This is a genomic window from Mesorhizobium sp. W067, assembly GCF_054719525.1.
In genome coordinates, this window is sequence record NZ_JBTTII010000001.1 from 149692 (window position 1) to 166664 (window position 16973).

At 63.6% G+C, this 16973-nt stretch carries 14 protein-coding genes and 1 pseudogene; 7 read left to right on the forward strand and 8 right to left on the reverse strand.

The window, feature by feature from the left end; translation table 11 throughout:
• The first annotated feature begins 78 nt into the window (after positions 1 to 78).
• The 3 genes from ACYG97_RS00650 (at position 79) to ACYG97_RS00660 (ending at position 3048) form a co-directional block, all read left to right on the forward strand.
• Positions 79 to 1167 (forward strand): methionine ABC transporter ATP-binding protein, encoded by a 1089-nt coding sequence (locus tag ACYG97_RS00650; RefSeq protein WP_023704825.1) that lies wholly within the window; start codon positions 79 to 81, stop codon positions 1165 to 1167.
• Positions 1148 to 1804 (forward strand): methionine ABC transporter permease, encoded by a 657-nt coding sequence (locus ACYG97_RS00655; RefSeq protein ID WP_023732188.1) that lies wholly within the window; start codon positions 1148 to 1150, stop codon positions 1802 to 1804. The genes ACYG97_RS00650 and ACYG97_RS00655 overlap by 20 nt, the downstream gene beginning before the upstream one ends.
• A 137-nt stretch (positions 1805 to 1941) precedes the next feature.
• The gene (locus tag ACYG97_RS00660; protein ID WP_023732187.1) at positions 1942 to 3048 is read left to right on the forward strand and encodes an isopenicillin N synthase family dioxygenase; all 1107 of its coding nucleotides are present in this window, start codon (positions 1942 to 1944) and stop codon (positions 3046 to 3048) included.
• 162 nt (positions 3049 to 3210) lie between these two features.
• On the opposite strand, the gene fba is transcribed toward ACYG97_RS00660, so the two are convergent.
• The 3 genes from fba to mtnK all read right to left on the reverse strand — a co-directional run bounded on the left by fba (position 3211) and on the right by mtnK (position 6871).
• Entirely contained in the window at positions 3211 to 4275 is a 1065-nt protein-coding gene (fba, locus tag ACYG97_RS00665; protein ID WP_023687044.1) for a class II fructose-bisphosphate aldolase, read from the reverse strand.
• 236 nt (positions 4276 to 4511) lie between these two features.
• Positions 4512 to 5606, reverse strand: coding sequence for an S-methyl-5-thioribose-1-phosphate isomerase (mtnA, locus tag ACYG97_RS00670; protein ID WP_023732186.1), 1095 nt, complete (start codon positions 5604 to 5606; stop codon positions 4512 to 4514).
• On the reverse strand, positions 5603 to 6871 hold the full coding sequence (gene mtnK, locus ACYG97_RS00675; RefSeq protein WP_023732185.1) for an S-methyl-5-thioribose kinase: 1269 nt from the start codon (positions 6869 to 6871) through the stop codon (positions 5603 to 5605). The genes mtnA and mtnK overlap by 4 nt, the downstream gene beginning before the upstream one ends.
• Positions 6872 to 7008: 137 nt before the next feature.
• Between mtnK and ACYG97_RS00680 the strand changes: the two genes are divergently transcribed.
• The 3 genes from ACYG97_RS00680 to ACYG97_RS00690 all read left to right on the forward strand — a co-directional run bounded on the left by ACYG97_RS00680 (position 7009) and on the right by ACYG97_RS00690 (position 10689).
• Positions 7009 to 8520, forward strand: a complete 1512-nt coding sequence (locus tag ACYG97_RS00680) for a sugar ABC transporter ATP-binding protein (RefSeq protein ID WP_023732184.1) — start codon at positions 7009 to 7011, stop codon at positions 8518 to 8520.
• Positions 8521 to 8594: 74 nt separating this feature from the next.
• Positions 8595 to 9590 carry an ABC transporter permease gene (locus ACYG97_RS00685; protein ID WP_023668572.1) on the forward strand — a complete coding sequence of 332 codons (996 nt, stop codon included), beginning with the start codon at positions 8595 to 8597 and terminating at the stop codon, positions 9588 to 9590.
• Positions 9591 to 9636: 46 nt separating this feature from the next.
• The gene (locus ACYG97_RS00690; protein WP_023692173.1) at positions 9637 to 10689 is read left to right on the forward strand and encodes a substrate-binding domain-containing protein; all 1053 of its coding nucleotides are present in this window, start codon (positions 9637 to 9639) and stop codon (positions 10687 to 10689) included.
• A gap of 70 nt (positions 10690 to 10759) precedes the next feature.
• Here ACYG97_RS00690 and ACYG97_RS00695 read toward each other — a convergent pair whose 3' ends face one another.
• The 5 genes and pseudogenes from ACYG97_RS00695 to ACYG97_RS00715 all read right to left on the reverse strand — a co-directional run bounded on the left by ACYG97_RS00695 (position 10760) and on the right by ACYG97_RS00715 (position 15061).
• Positions 10760 to 11047: a type II toxin-antitoxin system RelE/ParE family toxin gene (locus ACYG97_RS00695; RefSeq protein WP_023696644.1), complete on the reverse strand. Its 288-nt coding sequence runs from the start codon at positions 11045 to 11047 to the stop codon at positions 10760 to 10762.
• The gene (locus ACYG97_RS00700; RefSeq protein ID WP_023732183.1) at positions 11040 to 11300 is read right to left on the reverse strand and encodes a ribbon-helix-helix domain-containing protein; all 261 of its coding nucleotides are present in this window, start codon (positions 11298 to 11300) and stop codon (positions 11040 to 11042) included. The genes ACYG97_RS00695 and ACYG97_RS00700 overlap by 8 nt, the downstream gene beginning before the upstream one ends.
• An 88-nt stretch (positions 11301 to 11388) precedes the next feature.
• Positions 11389 to 11735: pseudogene (locus ACYG97_RS00705) on the reverse strand (D-alanine--D-alanine ligase A); the annotation flags it as partial.
• Between the two features lie 209 nt (positions 11736 to 11944).
• Complete coding sequence (locus ACYG97_RS00710) at positions 11945 to 13999, reverse strand: bifunctional aldolase/short-chain dehydrogenase (RefSeq protein ID WP_023732181.1); 2055 nt, start codon at positions 13997 to 13999, stop codon at positions 11945 to 11947.
• Between the two features lie 90 nt (positions 14000 to 14089).
• Positions 14090 to 15061 carry a sugar-binding transcriptional regulator gene (locus ACYG97_RS00715; protein WP_023732180.1) on the reverse strand — a complete coding sequence of 324 codons (972 nt, stop codon included), beginning with the start codon at positions 15059 to 15061 and terminating at the stop codon, positions 14090 to 14092.
• 190 nt (positions 15062 to 15251) lie between these two features.
• On the opposite strand from ACYG97_RS00715, the gene ACYG97_RS00720 reads away from it, so the two are divergent.
• Positions 15252 to 16892 carry an acyl-CoA synthetase gene (locus tag ACYG97_RS00720; protein WP_023732179.1) on the forward strand — a complete coding sequence of 547 codons (1641 nt, stop codon included), beginning with the start codon at positions 15252 to 15254 and terminating at the stop codon, positions 16890 to 16892.
• Positions 16893 to 16973: the final 81 nt, after the last annotated feature.

Consider the following 16973-nt stretch of genomic DNA (forward strand, 5'->3'; position numbering starts at 1 on the left):
GCCTGGTTGTCAGGAGCAGGCGGCCCGCTGTTGAGCGGGCCGCTGTCGCATTTGTCGAGCGTTGAAACGGACAGTGAGATGAACCAGCACGTCACGGCCGAGGCATCCGGTCCGGTCAATATATCGGCCGGGCAAGAAGATGTCGTACGCCTCGTCGACCTCAAGCGCCGCTTTGGCGCGACGCCTGCGCTCGACGGCGTCTCGCTGACGGTGAAGAAGGGCGAGATCCTCGGCATCATCGGCCGCAGCGGAGCCGGCAAGTCGACGCTGATCCGCTGCCTCAACGGGCTGGAGCGGCCGGACTCCGGCGACGTCTTCATCGAGGGCCGCGAGATCGGCCGGCTCGGCGAGCGTGAATTGCAGCCGCTGCGGCGTCGCATCGGCATGATCTTCCAGCACTTCAATCTGCTGTCGGCCAAGACCGTGGAGGACAATGTCGCGCTGCCGCTGAAGATCGAGGGCCGCCCAAAGGCCGAACGGCTGGCGCGCGCCGCCGAATTGCTCCACCTCGTCGGCCTGTCGGAGAAGGCGAAGGCCTATCCGTCCTCGCTGTCGGGCGGCCAGAAGCAGCGCGTCGGCATCGCCAGGGCGCTGGCCGCGCGGCCAGCGCTGCTGCTGTCCGACGAGGCGACCTCAGCGCTCGATCCGGAGACGACGCGCTCCATCCTGGCCTTGCTGAAAGACATCAACCGGCAGCTCGGCCTGACCATCCTGCTCATCACCCACGAGATGGAGGTGATCCGCTCGATCGCCGACCGCGTCGCGGTGATCGATGCCGGGCGCATCGTCGAGCAAGGCCCGGTGTGGTCGGTCTTTGCCGAGCCGCGTTCCGAAATCACCAGGAGCCTGCTCGGCGGCATCCGCCCGCAACTGCCGGCCGAGATTGCCGGCCGGCTTGCTCCCGGAGGCGGCGCCGAGCTCATCCTCAGGGTCGACGTCGCAGGTGAGGCCGCGCGCGGTCCGCTGCTGTCCGATCTTGCGGTGGCGGTGCCGGGGCCGTTCCGCCTCGTCCATGGTGGCATCGACCATGTCCAGCAGCAGCCGGTCGGCACGCTGTTCCTTGCGGTCGCGGGCAACGATCCGAAACATCTGTCGAAAGTAATCGCATTCCTGAAGGCCCGCGACGCACGGGTGGAGGTGCTTGGCCATGTCGCCGGTTCTGTTTGAACTTCTGCTGCGCTCGATCTGGGAGACGGTCCTGATGACGGCGGCATCGGGCCTCATCTCGCTCGTCTTCGGGCTGCCGCTCGGCCTGGCAATGATTGCCACCGAGCGCGGCGGCATTGCCGAAAGCCTGTGGGTGAACCGCGCGCTCGGCGCCGTCATCAACGGCTTCCGCTCGGTGCCTTTCATCATCCTTCTGGTGGCGCTGATCCCGGTGACGCGGCTGATCGTCGGCACCTCGATCGGCACCTGGGCGGCGATCGTGCCGTTGTCGATTGCGGCGACGCCCTACTATGCCCGCATCGCCGAAGTGTCGCTGCGCGAGGTCGATCGCGGCCTGATCGAGGCGGCGCGCGCCATGGGCGGCAACCGCTGGACGATCATCCGCGAGGTGCTGGTGCCCGAAGCTTTGCCCGGCATCGTTGCTGGTTTCACGGTGACGCTGGTAACGCTGATCGGCGCCTCGGCCATGGCCGGCGCCATCGGTGCCGGCGGGCTTGGCGACCTCGCCATCCGCTACGGCTACCAGCGTTTTGAGACCAGCGTCATGGTCGCCGTGGTCATTGTGCTGATCATCCTCGTTTGCGGCATCCAGTGGGTCGGCGACCGGCTGGTCGCCAGGCTGGACCGGCGCGGATAAGCGGCCACGAACGTTATTTGCCGGCAGGCTGCCAAACGCAGCGCCGGCTTTCTCCATCGGCGCCGAGATTGGATTGCGCGTTGCTTTGATCGGACCGGCCTGCGTGCCACCGTGACAGCGGAACAAGGAGCTTGACCATGCCCAGGATCGTACCCGTGCTTGATCTCGGCCGCCTCGAACAGGGCGCTTCGGAACGGCGAACGTTTCTCTTCGACCTGCGCACGGCCGCGCGCGATGTCGGCTTCTTCTATTTGACCGGCCACGGCATATCGGCTGCGGATACCGCAGAAGTGCTCGACGCCTCGCGCCGGTTCTTTGCCTTGCCGGAAGCCGACAAACTGGCGATCGAAATGGTGAAGTCCTCGCAGTTCCGCGGCTACACGCGCGCCGGCGGCGAGCTGACCAAAGGCAAGGCCGACTGGCGCGAACAGCTCGACATCGGCGTCGAACGCCCGGCCATCGAGCAAGGCCCCGGCGTGCCCGCCTGGACGCGGCTGCAAGGGCCCAACCAGTGGCCGGCCACGCTGCCCGAGCTGAAGCCGGCGCTGCTCGCATGGCAGGCCAAGGCGACCGCGGTGGCGATCCGGCTGCTTAGGGCCTTCGCTTTGTCGCTCGACCAGGCCGAGGACGCCTTCGATCCGATCTACCGGGCCGAGCCCAACCATCGCATGAAGATCGTGCGCTACCCCGGCCGCGACGCCACCGGCGACAACCAGGGCGTCGGCGCGCACAAGGATGGCGGTTTCCTGACGCTTCTGTTGCAGGACGAGAGCAAGGGGCTGCAGGTCGAATATGACGGTGCCTGGGTCGACGTCGATCCGCTGCCCGACACGCTGGTGGTCAACATCGGCGAACTGCTCGAGCTGGCCTCCAATGGGTATCTGAGAGCAACGGTCCACCGCGTGGTAACGCCACCGGCCGGTGTCGAGCGGATTTCGGTGCCCTTCTTCTTCAGCGCCCGGCTCGACGCCACGATCCCGCTGCTCGACCTGCCCGAGGAACTGGCGGCCGAGGCGCGGGGTCCGGCCAGCGATCCCGACAATCCGCTGTTTCGCAATGTCGGTACCAATGTGCTGAAGAGCCGCCTGCGCTCGCATCCCGACGTGGCGCGCCGGCACTATGCCGATCTTCTGGAAACCGACGCCTCACCGGCTGAAATCTTTCAAAACGAGAACGAAATTTCCGAATCTCGCGTTGTTTTAGAAAGCCGTTCGTCGCCGTCTGCCGCGAATACGCGCATATAGGAATTATCGTTCGGCGGTTTCCTCCCATTCCACCGAGCGGTGTTCCCCTCTGAAGGTTCTTGACCTTCTTTTTTGGCCGGGCCGCTTTCGCGCCCGGCCTTTTTTATGTCAATAGCTCTTCTTTCTTCCCCACAAGGGGAGAAGGAAGAGGCGCCAGGTACTTCACCCAAACTTCGGATCAAGGCTGCCCGACTTGTACCGCTTGGCCATCTCAGCCACCGGCAACGGCTTGATCTTCTGGGCATTGCCGGCGGTGCCGAACTGCTCGAAGCGCTCCTTGCACAGTTTGCGCATCGCGGCCATGGCCGGCGTCAGGTATTTGCGCGGATCGAACTCGCTCGGGTTTTCGGTCAGCACCTTGCGGATGGCGCCGGTCAGCGCCATGCGGTTGTCGGTGTCGATGTTGATCTTGCGCACGCCGTGCTTGATGCCGCGCTGGATCTCTTCCACCGGCACGCCCCAGGTCGGCTTCATCTGGCCGCCATATCTATTGATGATCTCCTGCAGATCCTCGGGCACCGAGGACGAGCCGTGCATGACCAGATGCATGTTGGGCAGGCGGCGGTGGATTTCCTCGATGACGTTCATCGCCAGCACCGCGCCGTCCGGCTTGCGCGAGAATTTGTAGGCGCCGTGGCTGGTGCCCATGGCGACAGCCAGCGCATCGACATGGGTGTCCTTGACGAATTCGACCGCCTGTTCCGGATCGGTCAAGAGTTGGTCGTGGCTGATGGCGCCTTCGACGCCGTGGCCGTCCTCCTGCTCGCCGCCGCCGCTCTCAAGCGAACCGAGCACACCGATCTCGCCTTCCACCGACACGCCGCCCCAATGCGCCATGTCGACGACGCGCCGGGTGATGCCGGAATTGTAGGCATAGTCGGCCGGCGTCTTGCCGTCCTCTTTCAGGGAGCCGTCCATCATGACAGAGGTGAAGCCGTACTGGATGGCGGTGACGCAGGTGGCTTCGTTGTTGCCGTGGTCGAGATGCATGCAGACCGGAATGTCGGGGTGGATTTCGACCAGCGCGTCGATCAGCTTGGCCAGCACCACATCATTGGCGTAGGCGCGGGCGCCGCGGCTGGCCTGCAGGATGACCGGCGACTTGGTCTCCTCGGCCGCCTCCATGATGGCGAGGCCCTGTTCCATATTGTTCATGTTGAAGGCGGGTACGCCGTAGCCGTATTCGGCGGCGTGATCGAGCAATTGTCTCAGTGTTATGCGAGCCACCCAATAGTCTCCCGTATCTGGTTTCAAGCGCAACGTCGCGGGCCGGCCGGTTGCCGGCCAGATGCTTCTGGCCGGATTTCGCCAGAACCGCAACCGTCAGCCGCCATCGTGGCCGCAATTCTTGTTGCAGGGCTGAAATCCGGTAGCCAGCCGGTGAGGCGCTAATCTACCCATTGAGGGGGAGATGGACGGCAGGCCAGAGGGGGTCGGTTCAAGGGACCCTCAAGGGGGGGAGATTATCGGCGTTCGGGGAACATCGCCTTCAACCCTTCGCGCGAAGCCTTGGCCACACCGCGCTCGGTGATCAGCCCTGTCACGAGCCGTGCCGGCGTCACATCGAACGCCGGATTGGCCGCCGGCGTCGCTTCGGGCGAAACCCGAACCTGCGCGATCTTGCCGTCCGCCGTCTTGCCCCAGACCAGCGACACCTCGTCACCGGAGCGTTCCTCGATCGGGATTTCGGTGAGGCCATCACCCACCGTCCAGTCGATGGTCGGCGAGGGCAGAGCGACGTAGAAGGGCACCTCATTATCGGAGGCGGCGAGCGCCTTGAGATAGGTGCCGATCTTGTTGCAGACGTCGCCATTGGCCGTGGTGCGGTCGGTGCCCACGATCACCATGTCGACCGCGCCACGCTGCATCAGATGGCCGCCGGCATTGTCGACGATCAGCGTGTGCGGCACGCCGTGGCCGGCCATCTCCCAGGCGGTCAGCTGGGCGCCCTGGTTGCGCGGGCGCGTCTCGTCGACATAGACATGGACCGGAATGCCGGCCTCGATGGCGAGATAGATCGGCGACGTGGCGGTGCCGTAATCGACCGTCGCCAGCCAACCGGCGTTGCAATGGGTGAGGATGTTGACCGGCTCGCCCGGCTTCTTGCGTGCCGCGATCTCCTTGATGATGGCAAGCCCGTTCTCGCCGATGGCGCGATTGAGATCGACATCCTCGTCGGCGATTTCGGCAGCGCGCCTATAGGCCGCCTCCGCGCGCTGTCCCAATACGATCGGCTTGAGGAACCGCCGCATCTCGTCCAGCGCCCAGCGTAGATTGATCGCAGTCGGCCGCGTCTTGTGCAGCGTCTCCCAGACCGCGTCGAGCGCTTCGTCAGACGGATCGTCCGCCATCTGGATGGCGACGCCGTAGGCCGCGGTGACGCCGATCAGCGGCGCGCCACGAACCCACATGTCACGGATCGCGGTGGCGATGCCGGCAACGCTCCCGATCGTCTCGACCCGGAACTCGTGCGGCAGCCAGCGCTGGTCGATGATCTCGACCGAACGCTGGTCGTCGCTCAGCCAGATGGTGCGGTAGTGGCGCTCGCCGACGTTCAAATCCTGCTCTCCCGTTCGATCAAAGCGGCCAGATTATTTACCTCGTCCATGCCGTGAATCTGGCGCCGGTTGACGGCGATGTGACGGCCGAATTTCAGCGCCTTGGCCTCGCAGGAGGCTCGCAGATCCTCGTCCTCGATGGTCTCGAAATCGGCATTGTGGGCCAGGCCGAGGATGCGCCGGTGCACCTCGATGCCGGCAAAGCCCAAGAGGTCGGTCCAGATCTGGTGCAGCAGATGGTCGAGCGCCTGCTCCGAGGCGAGAATGTCGCCCTGATCCTCGAACAGGCTCTTCTGGTAAAGCATGCCGGTGCGCTCGGTGCGCCATAGATGCGAGAACTCGGCGCGGAACACCGTCCAGGTGTCATTGGTCACCCCGAGCAGATAGGCACGCATGGCGTCACGCTTGCCCTTGTGTTCATGGCCGCGCTGCGAGAAGTAGGACATCCAGAAATTGGCGAGCAGCATGCCTACGTCGAAGGCCATCGGACCGTAGAAGGCGAATTCCGGATCGATCATCCGCGTCTCGGTGTCGGTGACCATGATCGAGCCCGAATGCAGGTCGCCATGCAGCAGCGTCTCGGCATTGGCGGCGAAGATATGCTTCAGCCGCTGCGCTTCGACCTTGAGGTCGCGGTCGGCACGCAGTTCGGCAACCAGACCGTCGAGCTGCGGCGAGGTGTGCCGGTTCAGCTTGGCGTCGAAATAGGGATCGGAAAACACCAGGTCTTCGGTGATGCCGCAGAGTTCGACATTGTCGGCAAACAGCGCCAGGTCGGCCTTGCGGTCCTTGGTCGGCATGGAGAGATCAGAGCCGCGGAACAAAGTGCGGGCCATGAACAGGCCGATGTCGCGGGCGATATTTGGCAACTCGCGGCCGTCGATCAGGGCACGGCGCAGGATGGTGTGCGGCGGCGCCAGATATTCCATGATGATCAGCGCCTGGGCTTCGTCGAAATGGAGGATCGCCGGCACCGAACCCGGCGCGCGCGCCTCTTGCCGCGTCAGCGCGTGATATTCGAAGAAGGAACGTTTCAAGGGCAGCGGCCAGCTGTCGCCGACGAGGCGAACATAGGGCAGGGCTTGCTTGACGACCGCCGCACCCGAGCCGCCTTCGACGATGAAGACGAGGTTCAGATTGCCGTCGCCGACCTCGCGCACCTTCCAAGGGCCCTTGCCGATTTTGGCGCACAGCGCTTCGTTCGTACCGAGGCGCGTTGCAAGCGTCTCCACCGACAGTGCTTCAAACGGCAATTTCGCAGTCATTCCTCACCCTCCCGCTTGCTCGCTCCAATCATAGTGGAGCGATGGCGGTGAGGCCAAGCTAGGAAGCTGACTGGCAATTGTCAATCAAGTTGACAATTGATGACGTAGCCCATAGCGTCATCGTCAGGGAGGAACGAATGGGCAATGATGCCGTGTTCCGCGTGGACGGGCTGAGGAAATCCTTCGGCCATATCGAGGTGCTTGGCGGCGTCTCGCTCGAATTGCATGCCGGTGAGATCACTGTGCTGATGGGCGCCAACGGCGCCGGCAAGTCCACCCTCGTCAAAATCATCAGCGGCGTCTACGACCATGACGGCGGCATCATGCACCTCGCTGGCGGCAACTTTGCGCCGAACACGCCGGCAGAGGCGATCCGCGCCGGTGTCGTTACCGTGCACCAAAACATCAATGACGGCGTCGTCGCCGAACTCGATGTCGCCACCAACCTGACGCTCGATCGGTTGAGCGGCAAGGGCGCGCCGCTGCTGTTCAACCCCGGCCGGGTGCGCCGCGAAGCCAAAGCGGTGGCCGACCGCATGGGGCTCGCCATCGACCTCAAGGCCCGCATCAGCGACCTGTCGCTGGCCGATCGCCAGATGGTGGCCATCGCGCGCGCCATGGCGCACCAGCCGAAAGTGCTGATCCTCGACGAGCCGACCTCGTCGCTGTCCAGCGCCGAGGCCGACCGGCTGTTTGCGCTGCTCGACCGCTTGCGCGAGCAGGGCGTCGCCATCCTCTACATCTCGCATCGCATGTCGGATATCAGGCGGCTGGCCGACCGCATCGTCTCGATGCGCGATGGCGTCATCTCAGGCGTCTTCGACAGCAAGCCTCTCGACTATGAGGGTGCCGTTAACGCCATGCTCGGCCGCAAGATCCATCTTGACCGCATCGAAGCCAGGAGTTCTGCCAAGCCGATCCTGACCGTCGATTCCTTGCGCATCGCCCCTGGTGCCCGGCCATTCTCGCTGACGCTCGGCGACGGCGAGGTCGTTGCCATCACCGGCCTCGTCGGCGTCGGCAAGACAGCGCTCGCCGAGACGCTGTTCGGCCTGCGCAAGCCGCTGTCCGGCACGATGACTTTATATGGCAAGCCCTATGCGCCTGGGTCGACGGGCGAAGCCATCGCCGCCGGCGTGTTTCTGGTCGCCAAGGACCGTGCCGAAAACGGCATCGTCGGCGGCTTCAACATCCAGGAAAACATCAGTCTGCCCTTCCACAAGCGCATGTCGCGCTTTTCAGTTCTCAAACGCGGCCTTGAACGCACTATTGCCCGCCGGCAGATCGAGGATCTCGGCATCGTCTGCCGCTCGGAGAAGGACGAAATGAATACGCTCTCGGGCGGCAACCAGCAGAAGGTGATGGTGGCCCGCTGGATGGCGCAGGACGCCCGATTGTTCATTCTCGACGAACCGTTCCAGGGCGTCGATATCTCCGCCAGGCGCGACATCGCCGCCAAGCTGAGGGCCAGCGCCAATGGCCGCGCCACGCTGCTGTTCGTCACCGAACTCGACGAGGCACTGGAGACGGCCGATCGCATATTGGTGATGTCCGAGCAGACCATCGTCGGCGAACACCGCAACGCCGATGTCGATCTCGACCGTCTGCTGGCCGAAGTCGCGGGCGGGCCGTTGCACAGTGCGGCCTGAGCCACGATGATTGAAGAACTGAGGGTTGGAATGGAGTGCACGGGTTTGAGTTGGGTATTGACGGCGGGCGCTGAATGACGCTGCGCGATTACGCCATCCGCTATGGGTTCATCGTGCTTCTGTTCGGGCTGATCGCGTATTTCGCCATCGCCGCCGACGGGTTCGTCTCGCCGCAAAGTGCCGTCTTCATTTTCCAGTCGGTCGCCATCACCGGCGTGCTGGCGCTGGGCGTCACCGCCACACTGGTTGTCGGCGGCTTCGATCTCTCGATCGGCTCGGTTGCCACATCGGCCATGATGGCGGCTGCCTATGTCATGGTGGTGCTGGAGCAGAACGTTGTCGTCGCTGTCCTCATCTGCCTGCTCATCGGCGCCCTTGTCGGCCTCATCAATGGCTGGCTGATCGTCTATATGCGCGTGCCCGATCTGCTGGCGACGCTCGGCATGATGTTCCTGCTCGTCGGCCTCCAGCGCATCCCGACTGAAGGACGATCCATCGCCACCGGTATGACAATGCCGGACGGCTCGGTCGCCAACGGCAAATTCTCCGACGCCTTCCTGGCGCTCGGCCGCCACCGCTTCGACTTCTTCATCCCGAACCTCATTCCGGTCTCGGTGGTCGTGCTGATCGTGCTCGCCGTGCTGATCTGGTTCTTCCTCGAATACACACGCTTCGGCCGCATGATGTATGCCGTGGGCAGCAATGAACGGGCCGCCGAACTCGCCGGCGCGCCTGTCAAGGCATACAAAATCTGGGCCTACGTCATTTCAGGAGTTTTTGCCTCGATCGGCGGGATTTTGCTGGCCGCACGGCTTGGACGCGGTGACATCGCGTCGGGTAATAATCTGCTGCTCGATGCGGTTGCCGCGGCGCTGATCGGCTACGCGGTGCTCGGCGCCGCCAAGCCGAACGCCTTCGGCACCGCCATCGGCGCGCTGTTCGTCGGCATCCTGCTGCAAGGCCTGACGATGATGAACGCGCCTTACTACACGCAGGATTTCGTCAAGGGCGTGGTTCTCGTCGTCGCCCTTGTCTTTACCTTCGCCCTTTCCGGCCGGGGCAGGAGATAGAATGGCTGCCGGGACAGTTTTGGGTTCAACAAACGGAGGAAAGAACGTGAACATCACAAGACGACTTTTGGGGAAGGTCGCGCTCGGATTGGCCGGCGCAACAATGCTGATGCAGGTCCCGGCCTTTGCCGCCGACAAGCCGGCGCCGTTCGACAAGCCCGGCGTCAAGATCGCGCTGGTGCGCTATCTCTCGACCGGCGATTTCTTCCAGGCCTATCTCTCGGGCGTCGAGTCCCAGTCCAAGGCGCTCGGCATCGATCTGCGCGTGCTCGACAGCCGCCAGGACGCCGCCCTTCAATCCGACATGGTCGACCAGGCCATCGCACTCGGCGTGCAGGGCATCATCATCCAGCACGGCCTGACGGAATCGATGAAGGACGCCGCCCAGCGCGCGGTCGATGCCGGCATCAAGGTCGTCGCCTTCGACGTCAATGTCGAAAACCCCAAGATCCCGCAGATCGAACAGTCCGACAAGGACCTTGCGCGCCTGGCGCTCGAGCAGGCGGTCAAGGACAATGGCGAGAGCTGGAACGCCGGCTATGTCTATGTCGCTGGCATCGCGCCGCTCGACCGCCGCAACGAGACCTGGGTCGACGTGAAGAAGAAACATGCCGGCATCAAGGAAGTCGCGATGTTCGGCACGCTCGACAACCCGATCGCCAACTCGGTCGCCAACCAGGCGCGCTCGGTGCTGCAGGCGCATCCCGACATCAATGTGATGTTCGCGCCCTATGACGAGTTCGCCAAGGGTGTGAAGATCGCCGTCGACGAGGCGGGGCTGAACAAGAAGATCAAGATCTACTCCGCCGACATCTCTACCTCGGACATCGCGGCCATGCGCGAGACCGACAGCGCCTGGGCCGCCACCGCCGCCACCAACCCTGCCGTCGTCGGCCAGGTCTCGGTGCGCGCGCTGGCGCAGTTGCTCGCCGGTGAAGATCCCGGCCACAACGTCATCGTGCCGCCGACGCTGATCACCCAGAAGGACCTGATCGACAAGGACATCAAGAACATGGAGGACCTGTCGGCCAAGCTGCCGCAATTCGCCCATGCCGATGTCGCCATGCCGGCCTGGATGCCGAACCCGAACGCGAAGTAGGATCGGTCATCTGATAGATGCGAAGGGCGGCATGGGCCGCTCTTTTCATATTGATCGTAAGCCTGCCGGCCTACAACCAATGGTCTGGATCGCGCATCCCGTGGACAATCGCCACAGCGATAACACCATCGGGCTGCGGCTCGTAGATGATGATATAGCGGCCTTCGACGAGCACGCGGGCCGTTGCGCTTAACTCGGGCCGTGCGCTGCCCATCTTGGGGTGCTGCGCCGCCAGCTCCAGTCTTTCGAAAATGCGCATCAACAGTCTGTCTGCTGCCTTTTCATTGTCGGCGGCGATGGTGTGCCAGATGTCTCGCAAATCCTGCGAAGCGCGCGGTGTGAGCCTATAGCTAGCCACGGGCGCGGCGTTCTGCCTTCAGGCTGCCGATGAACTCGGTGGGGTCGACAGCCACTGGCTTGCCGCTGCCCATCCCTTCGGCATAGGCCCGCTTCAAGTGCTGGAGTTCGAGCGTGCGCAATTCCTCGCGCTGCTCCCATAAGCGCAGGGCGTCGCGGACAATCTCGCTGTTGGAAGCATAACCGCCACCTTCGATAGCGCTTTGCAGGCGAGCTATCTGCTGCGCGGTGAGGGATATGGTGAGGGTGCGCATAGGTTCGTTTTTCATACCCACATTATAATGCATCCAACAAGATCTAACAATATCTGTTAGGAATTTGCCCCTGCATCATGACCGCCCGACTCGCACCAGCCACCGCGCCGTCCTCGCCATGCAGGCGTGCAGTACCGGAACACCATATTCGATGGCAGGCAGGTCGTGCGGCGCACCCTTGGCGGGAATCGCCAGCATCCGCCCATGCCCGCCCGGCGCCAGGCAAAGCTGCGTCCCATCAGACGGTGTCGCCAGCGCGCCGTCCTTGAAGTGGCTCAGCTGCCATTGCCCCTCGCGGGTGACGAAGATCGGAACGGCGTCGTATTTTGCCGGATCCAGCGCGGCCATGACATTGGTCGCCGAAAGCAGCGAAACCTCATGCTCCGCGGAGCGCCCGCCGAGGAGCACGCCGATACGAAGTCTTTTCGCTGCCATAGACAACTCCACCAAGGATCAGGGTTGGAGCTCGCATGCGAAACACGAGATGCCCCTTAAACTGTTGAGCAATAAGCAAAGGATTGGAGTGGGATTTTGACCGGCTCAAGCAGTTTTTCAGCACGACGTGCGAAAGCGGCTTTCCGCAAGACCGGGAGGGGGAGCGGTTCGCCGTTTTGGTGAAACGATGAACCGCTCCAGCTCTATCTTCAGCGCAGCGCCGCCGCGATATTGCCGCCATCCACGGTCGTCACATCTGCGGTGGTGCGTTCGGCCAATGCTTGGTGCAGGAAGGCCTGCGCCACGTCGTCTGCCGTCACTTCCTGTCCGAGCAGATTGCCGGACATGTATTCCTTCTCCGACACGCCGCGCGCGCCGGAACGGCTGGCGATCATGGCGGCGGTCAACAGGCCGGAGCGGATGCGGTCGGCGTTGACCGCATTGGAGCGGATGCCGTGCGCGCCGTAGTCGAGCGCATATTGCCGGGACAGGAACAGCGTCGCCGCCTTCGGCACACCATAGGCGCCGAATTTCGGACCCGGGTTGACCGCCTGCTTGGAGGTGTTGAACAACAACACACCGCCGGTGCCCTGTTCCAGCATGATGCGCACCGCGTTCTGCGCCGCCGACTGATGGGCGAAGAAGTTGAGCTCGAAACTCTTGCGCAGCAGGGCATCGTCGAGCTCGCCGATGCGGCCTTCCCAGGCGGCACCGGCGTTGGAGACCAGAATGTCGACGCCGCCATAGACAGCGACAGCTTTGTCGAAGGCGGCCCGCATCTCGGCCGGGTTGGTGATGTCGGCGCCGACGCCGATCGAATTGTTGCCGGCTGCCTTTGCCGCCTCGGCCGCCCTGGCCGGATCGAGATCAACGACGACGGCATGCGCGCCATTGGCGGCGAACAGTTTTGCCGTCGCAGCACCGATCGCGCCGGCGCCGCCAGTGATCAGCACCACCTGGCCGGTCAGCGGCTTCGGCTTGTTGGAGGCGAGCTTGGCCTGCTCAAGCGACCAGTACTCCAGCGGGAAGAGATCGGCCTTCGATAGAGGATGGAAACTGCCGACGGCCTCGGCGCCGCGCACCGCCTCGATCCACATCTCGCCGACATCAGATGCGATCTTCGCATCCTTCAGCGTGCGGCCATGGCCGAACATGCCGAGGCCGGGCACCAGCGTCAGCCGCGGCATCGGGTCGAGCATGGTGCGCTGGACGTCGTCCAGCGCATCGTTGGTTTCGAAATAGGCGCGATAGTCGTTGGCGAAGGCGTCGACATGGCTCTTGATGACGGCCTTGTAGTCGCCAGCCTTGTCGGCGTCTGGCGCCGGAACCGCCATCGGTCCGGTCTTGATGCGGATCGACAGGTCGGGCGTCGACACGCCGCGTCCGGCATAGTCTGCAATGCCGGCTGAGTTGATGAAATCGACGATGGCGTCCGAAGTGCGGAAATCGCTGATCATGCGGTCGAAGCGGCCTTCGCCACGCGCCACCGCCACCGCGCCACGCAGCATCGGCGCGATCGCTGCCGGCGTTGCGAGCTTGGCCGGCAGTGCGGCTTTCGCTGTCTTCGGCTTGCCGTTCTTCGCCACATAGTCTTCGGCCACGTTCACATAATGGATCATGCGGTCATAGGCCTGCTTCGCATCGTCGCCGAAGGTGAAGATGCCATGCTTGTCGAGGATCAGGCCTTCGACGCTGGGGTCGGCGTCGTAGACATCGGCGGCCACCTTGGCGAGGTCGAAGCCCGGCTTGATGTAGGGCACGTACCCCATCTTGTCGCCGAACACGGTCTTGATCAGCGGCTTGCTGTCCGGCTGGTCGACGATGGCGAGGATCGCGGTCGAATGCGTGTGGTCGACGAATTTATGCGGCAGGAAGGCGTGCAGCAGCGTCTCGACCGATGGATTGGGGGAGGCGGGGTCGATGAGGTTCGCCCGCTGCAGCGCCACCATGTCCTCGTCGGCGAGGCTGGCCAGCGCACGCGCCTTCAGCAGCGCGCCGAGCTTGACCGCCGGCAGGCCTTGCGGCTCGATCACACCCATGTCCCAGCCGCTGCCCTTGACGCACAGCACATCCCATTCGTCGCCGACGAGATCGGTGGCCTTGGTCTTGCAGGAGGTGTTGCCGCCGCCATGCAGCACCAGCCGCGGCTCGCCGCCGAGCAGCCGGGTGGTGTAGACGCGCAACGCGAGGTCGCGGGCAACGCCCTTTTTCGCATAGTCGGCAACCAGTCTTTCCGCGTCGCCGTCATTCCAAAGGTTCTTCATTTCGCCATGTCCGCTTTGCTGTCTTTGATGTTGCTGTGAACAGGAGTACCGCGACGCCTTGATGACAATGCGCCTGCTGCTGGGATTTCGTTAGGAAGCCTTTTTTGCCCCCGCACTGGCTCCGGCATGGTCGAGCAGCCGCCGCGCCATGCTGGCGCCGACGACGAGATGCGTGCAGAGTCCGCCGGCGAGTGCTGCGAGCAGCGGTTCGAACTTGCTGTCTTCCTGCACCACCATCAGCCGCCTTTCGATCTGGCGCAGTGACGACAGCGAGGCCGAGATGACGCGGCGGTTGTAGCTGCAGTCGAGCGCCTTGCCGGTGGCATCGATGATCTGGCCGGCAACGACGCCGGCGGCGCCCGCTTCGCGCAACAGCCCCATCTCGCCGGGGCTGAGCGCGCCGCATTTGACGACATGGCTGTCGCCATCGACGGTGCCGACCGAATAGAGCGCCAGATCGCAGTTGGCAATATCGGCCAGTTGTTCGCGGATCACCGGTTCGGCGCGCAGCCCATGCGCCAGCAATTCCGTCGTCAGCACCAGCGGCGCGTAGAAATTGAGGCCCTTGGCGTTGAGCCGCCGGGCGATCTCCATCGTGCACTGGTCGGGACGGTAGGAGTAGGGCGCGCCGAGATTGCCGCAGAGCTGCACAACGGTGACGTCCTGCAGGTCGGCATAGGACATGACGTCGGCGATGGTGTAGACGGTGCGGCCCCAGGCGACGCCGATCCGGTCGCCCTTCTTGACCAGTTCGAGAAAGACGCCCGCCGCCAGCACCGCAACGTCCGTCGAAGGGTCGACGACATAGGCATTCTCCGGCGCGATCCACACCGCATCAAGCTTGAGCGCGTCCTCGAGCTGGCGCGCAAGCACGTCGTCGGTGAACAGCTGCGTCGAGGTCGAGATGTTGACGATGCCGGTCTCGCGCGCCTTGCGCAAATACATGGCGACCGAGGCGCGGGAGATGTTAAGCTGGCTGGCGACCTGGTCCTGGCGCAGGCCATGGGCATAATAGAGCCATGCGGCCTTGTGGATAAGCTGTTCTGCCGGTCGGATCGCCATGCCGTCTCCTCGGCTGACATTATTCACGCCTCTCGACAAAAGTCAAACTGGCGTGGGTACACGATACCTCTTTGCCCATCGAATCTGGACGATCATTGCGCCAAATGTGCCCGGTCGGGAATCGCCGATGGTGACGTGGCGGGAACCTGTGGTTAGAAGTTCTCAACAATGAAAATTCGGGGAGCACGGGATGGGCAGTCCCTACGAGCAGGATCTCGGCAAGAACGCCGCCAACCATCAGCCGCTGACGCCGCTCACTTATCTGGAGCGGGCGGCAAGCACCTATCCCGATCATGTCGCCATCATCCATGGCAGCCAGCGCATCACCTATCGCACCTTCTGGCGGCGCTCGCTGAAGCTGGCCTCGGCGCTGTCGAAGCGCGGCATCGGCAAGGGTGATACGGTGACCGTCATGCTGTCCAACACGCCCCCCATGCTGGAGGCGCATTTCGGCGTGCCGATGGCCAAAGCGGTGCTGCATTCGCTCAACACAAGGCTCGATGCCGCCGTCATCGCGTTCCAGCTCGACCATGCCGAGACCAAGGTGCTCATCGTCGACCGCGAATTCGCTGCTGTCGTCAAACAGGCACTGGCACTGGCCAAGGTGAAGCCGCTGGTCATCGACTATGACGATCCCGACTATGCCAGCGATGCACCCTATCCCAAGGGCGAGCGCATCGGCGCGATCGACTATGAGGGGTTCGTCGCCGGCGGTGACGAGGGCTACGCCTGGTCGATGCCGGACGACGAATGGGACGCCATCTCACTCAACTACACCTCAGGCACGACAGGCAACCCGAAGGGCGTCGTCTACCACCATCGCGGCGCTGCCCTGATGGCTTACACCAACACCATCCATGCCGGCATGGCCAAGCACGCCGTCTATCTGTGGACGCTGCCAATGTTCCACTGCAATGGCTGGTGCTTTCCGTGGACGATGGCGGTCCAGGCCGGCACCCATGTCTGCCTGCGCTGGGTGCGGCCGAAGCCGATCTACGATGCCATCGCCGACCACGGCGTGACGCATCTGTGCGGTGCGCCGGTCGTCATGTCGGTGCTGATCAACGCCAGGGACGAGGACAAGCGGACGTTCCCCCAGACGGTGACCTTCAATACGGCGGCAGCACCTCCGCCGGAAGCGGTGCTGTCGGGCATGGCCGATGCCGGCTTTGCCGTCACCCATCTCTACGGGCTGACCGAGACCTATGGCCCGGCGGTCGTCAACGAATGGCACGGCGCCTGGGACGATCTAGACAAGGGATCGAAGGCGCAGAAGAAGGCAAGGCAGGGCGTGCGCTATGCCGCACTCGAAGGCCTGACCGTGATGGACCCGGAGACGATGCAGAAGACGCCGGCCGACGGCGAGACCATCGGTGAGGTCATGTTTCGCGGCAACATCGTCATGAAGGGCTATCTGAAGAACAGGAAGGCGACCGAAGAGGCCTTTGCCGGCGGCTGGTTCCACTCCGGCGACCTCGGCGTCATGCATCCCGACGGCTACATCCAGCTCAAGGACCGCTCCAAGGACATCATCATCTCCGGCGGCGAGAATATTTCATCGATCGAGGTCGAGGAGGCCCTCTACAAACACCCGTCCGTAGCGTCCTGCGGCGTCGTCGCCAAGGCAGACGACAAATGGGGCGAGGTGCCGGTCGCCTATGTCGAGTTGAAGCCCGGCAAGGCGGCAAGCGAGACCGAGATCATCGAACACTGCCGCGCGCTGCTCGCCCGCTTCAAGGTGCCGAAGGCGGTGATTTTTGCCGAGATCCCGAAGACATCGACGGGGAAGATCCAGAAGTTTCAGCTGCGGGAAATGGTGAAGGGATCTTAGTTCCAGAGCGCAACGGCACGCAAGGTCGAGTTCGCGCACACCCTCTGTCACCATCTGTCACCAAATTATACGCGTACGTCG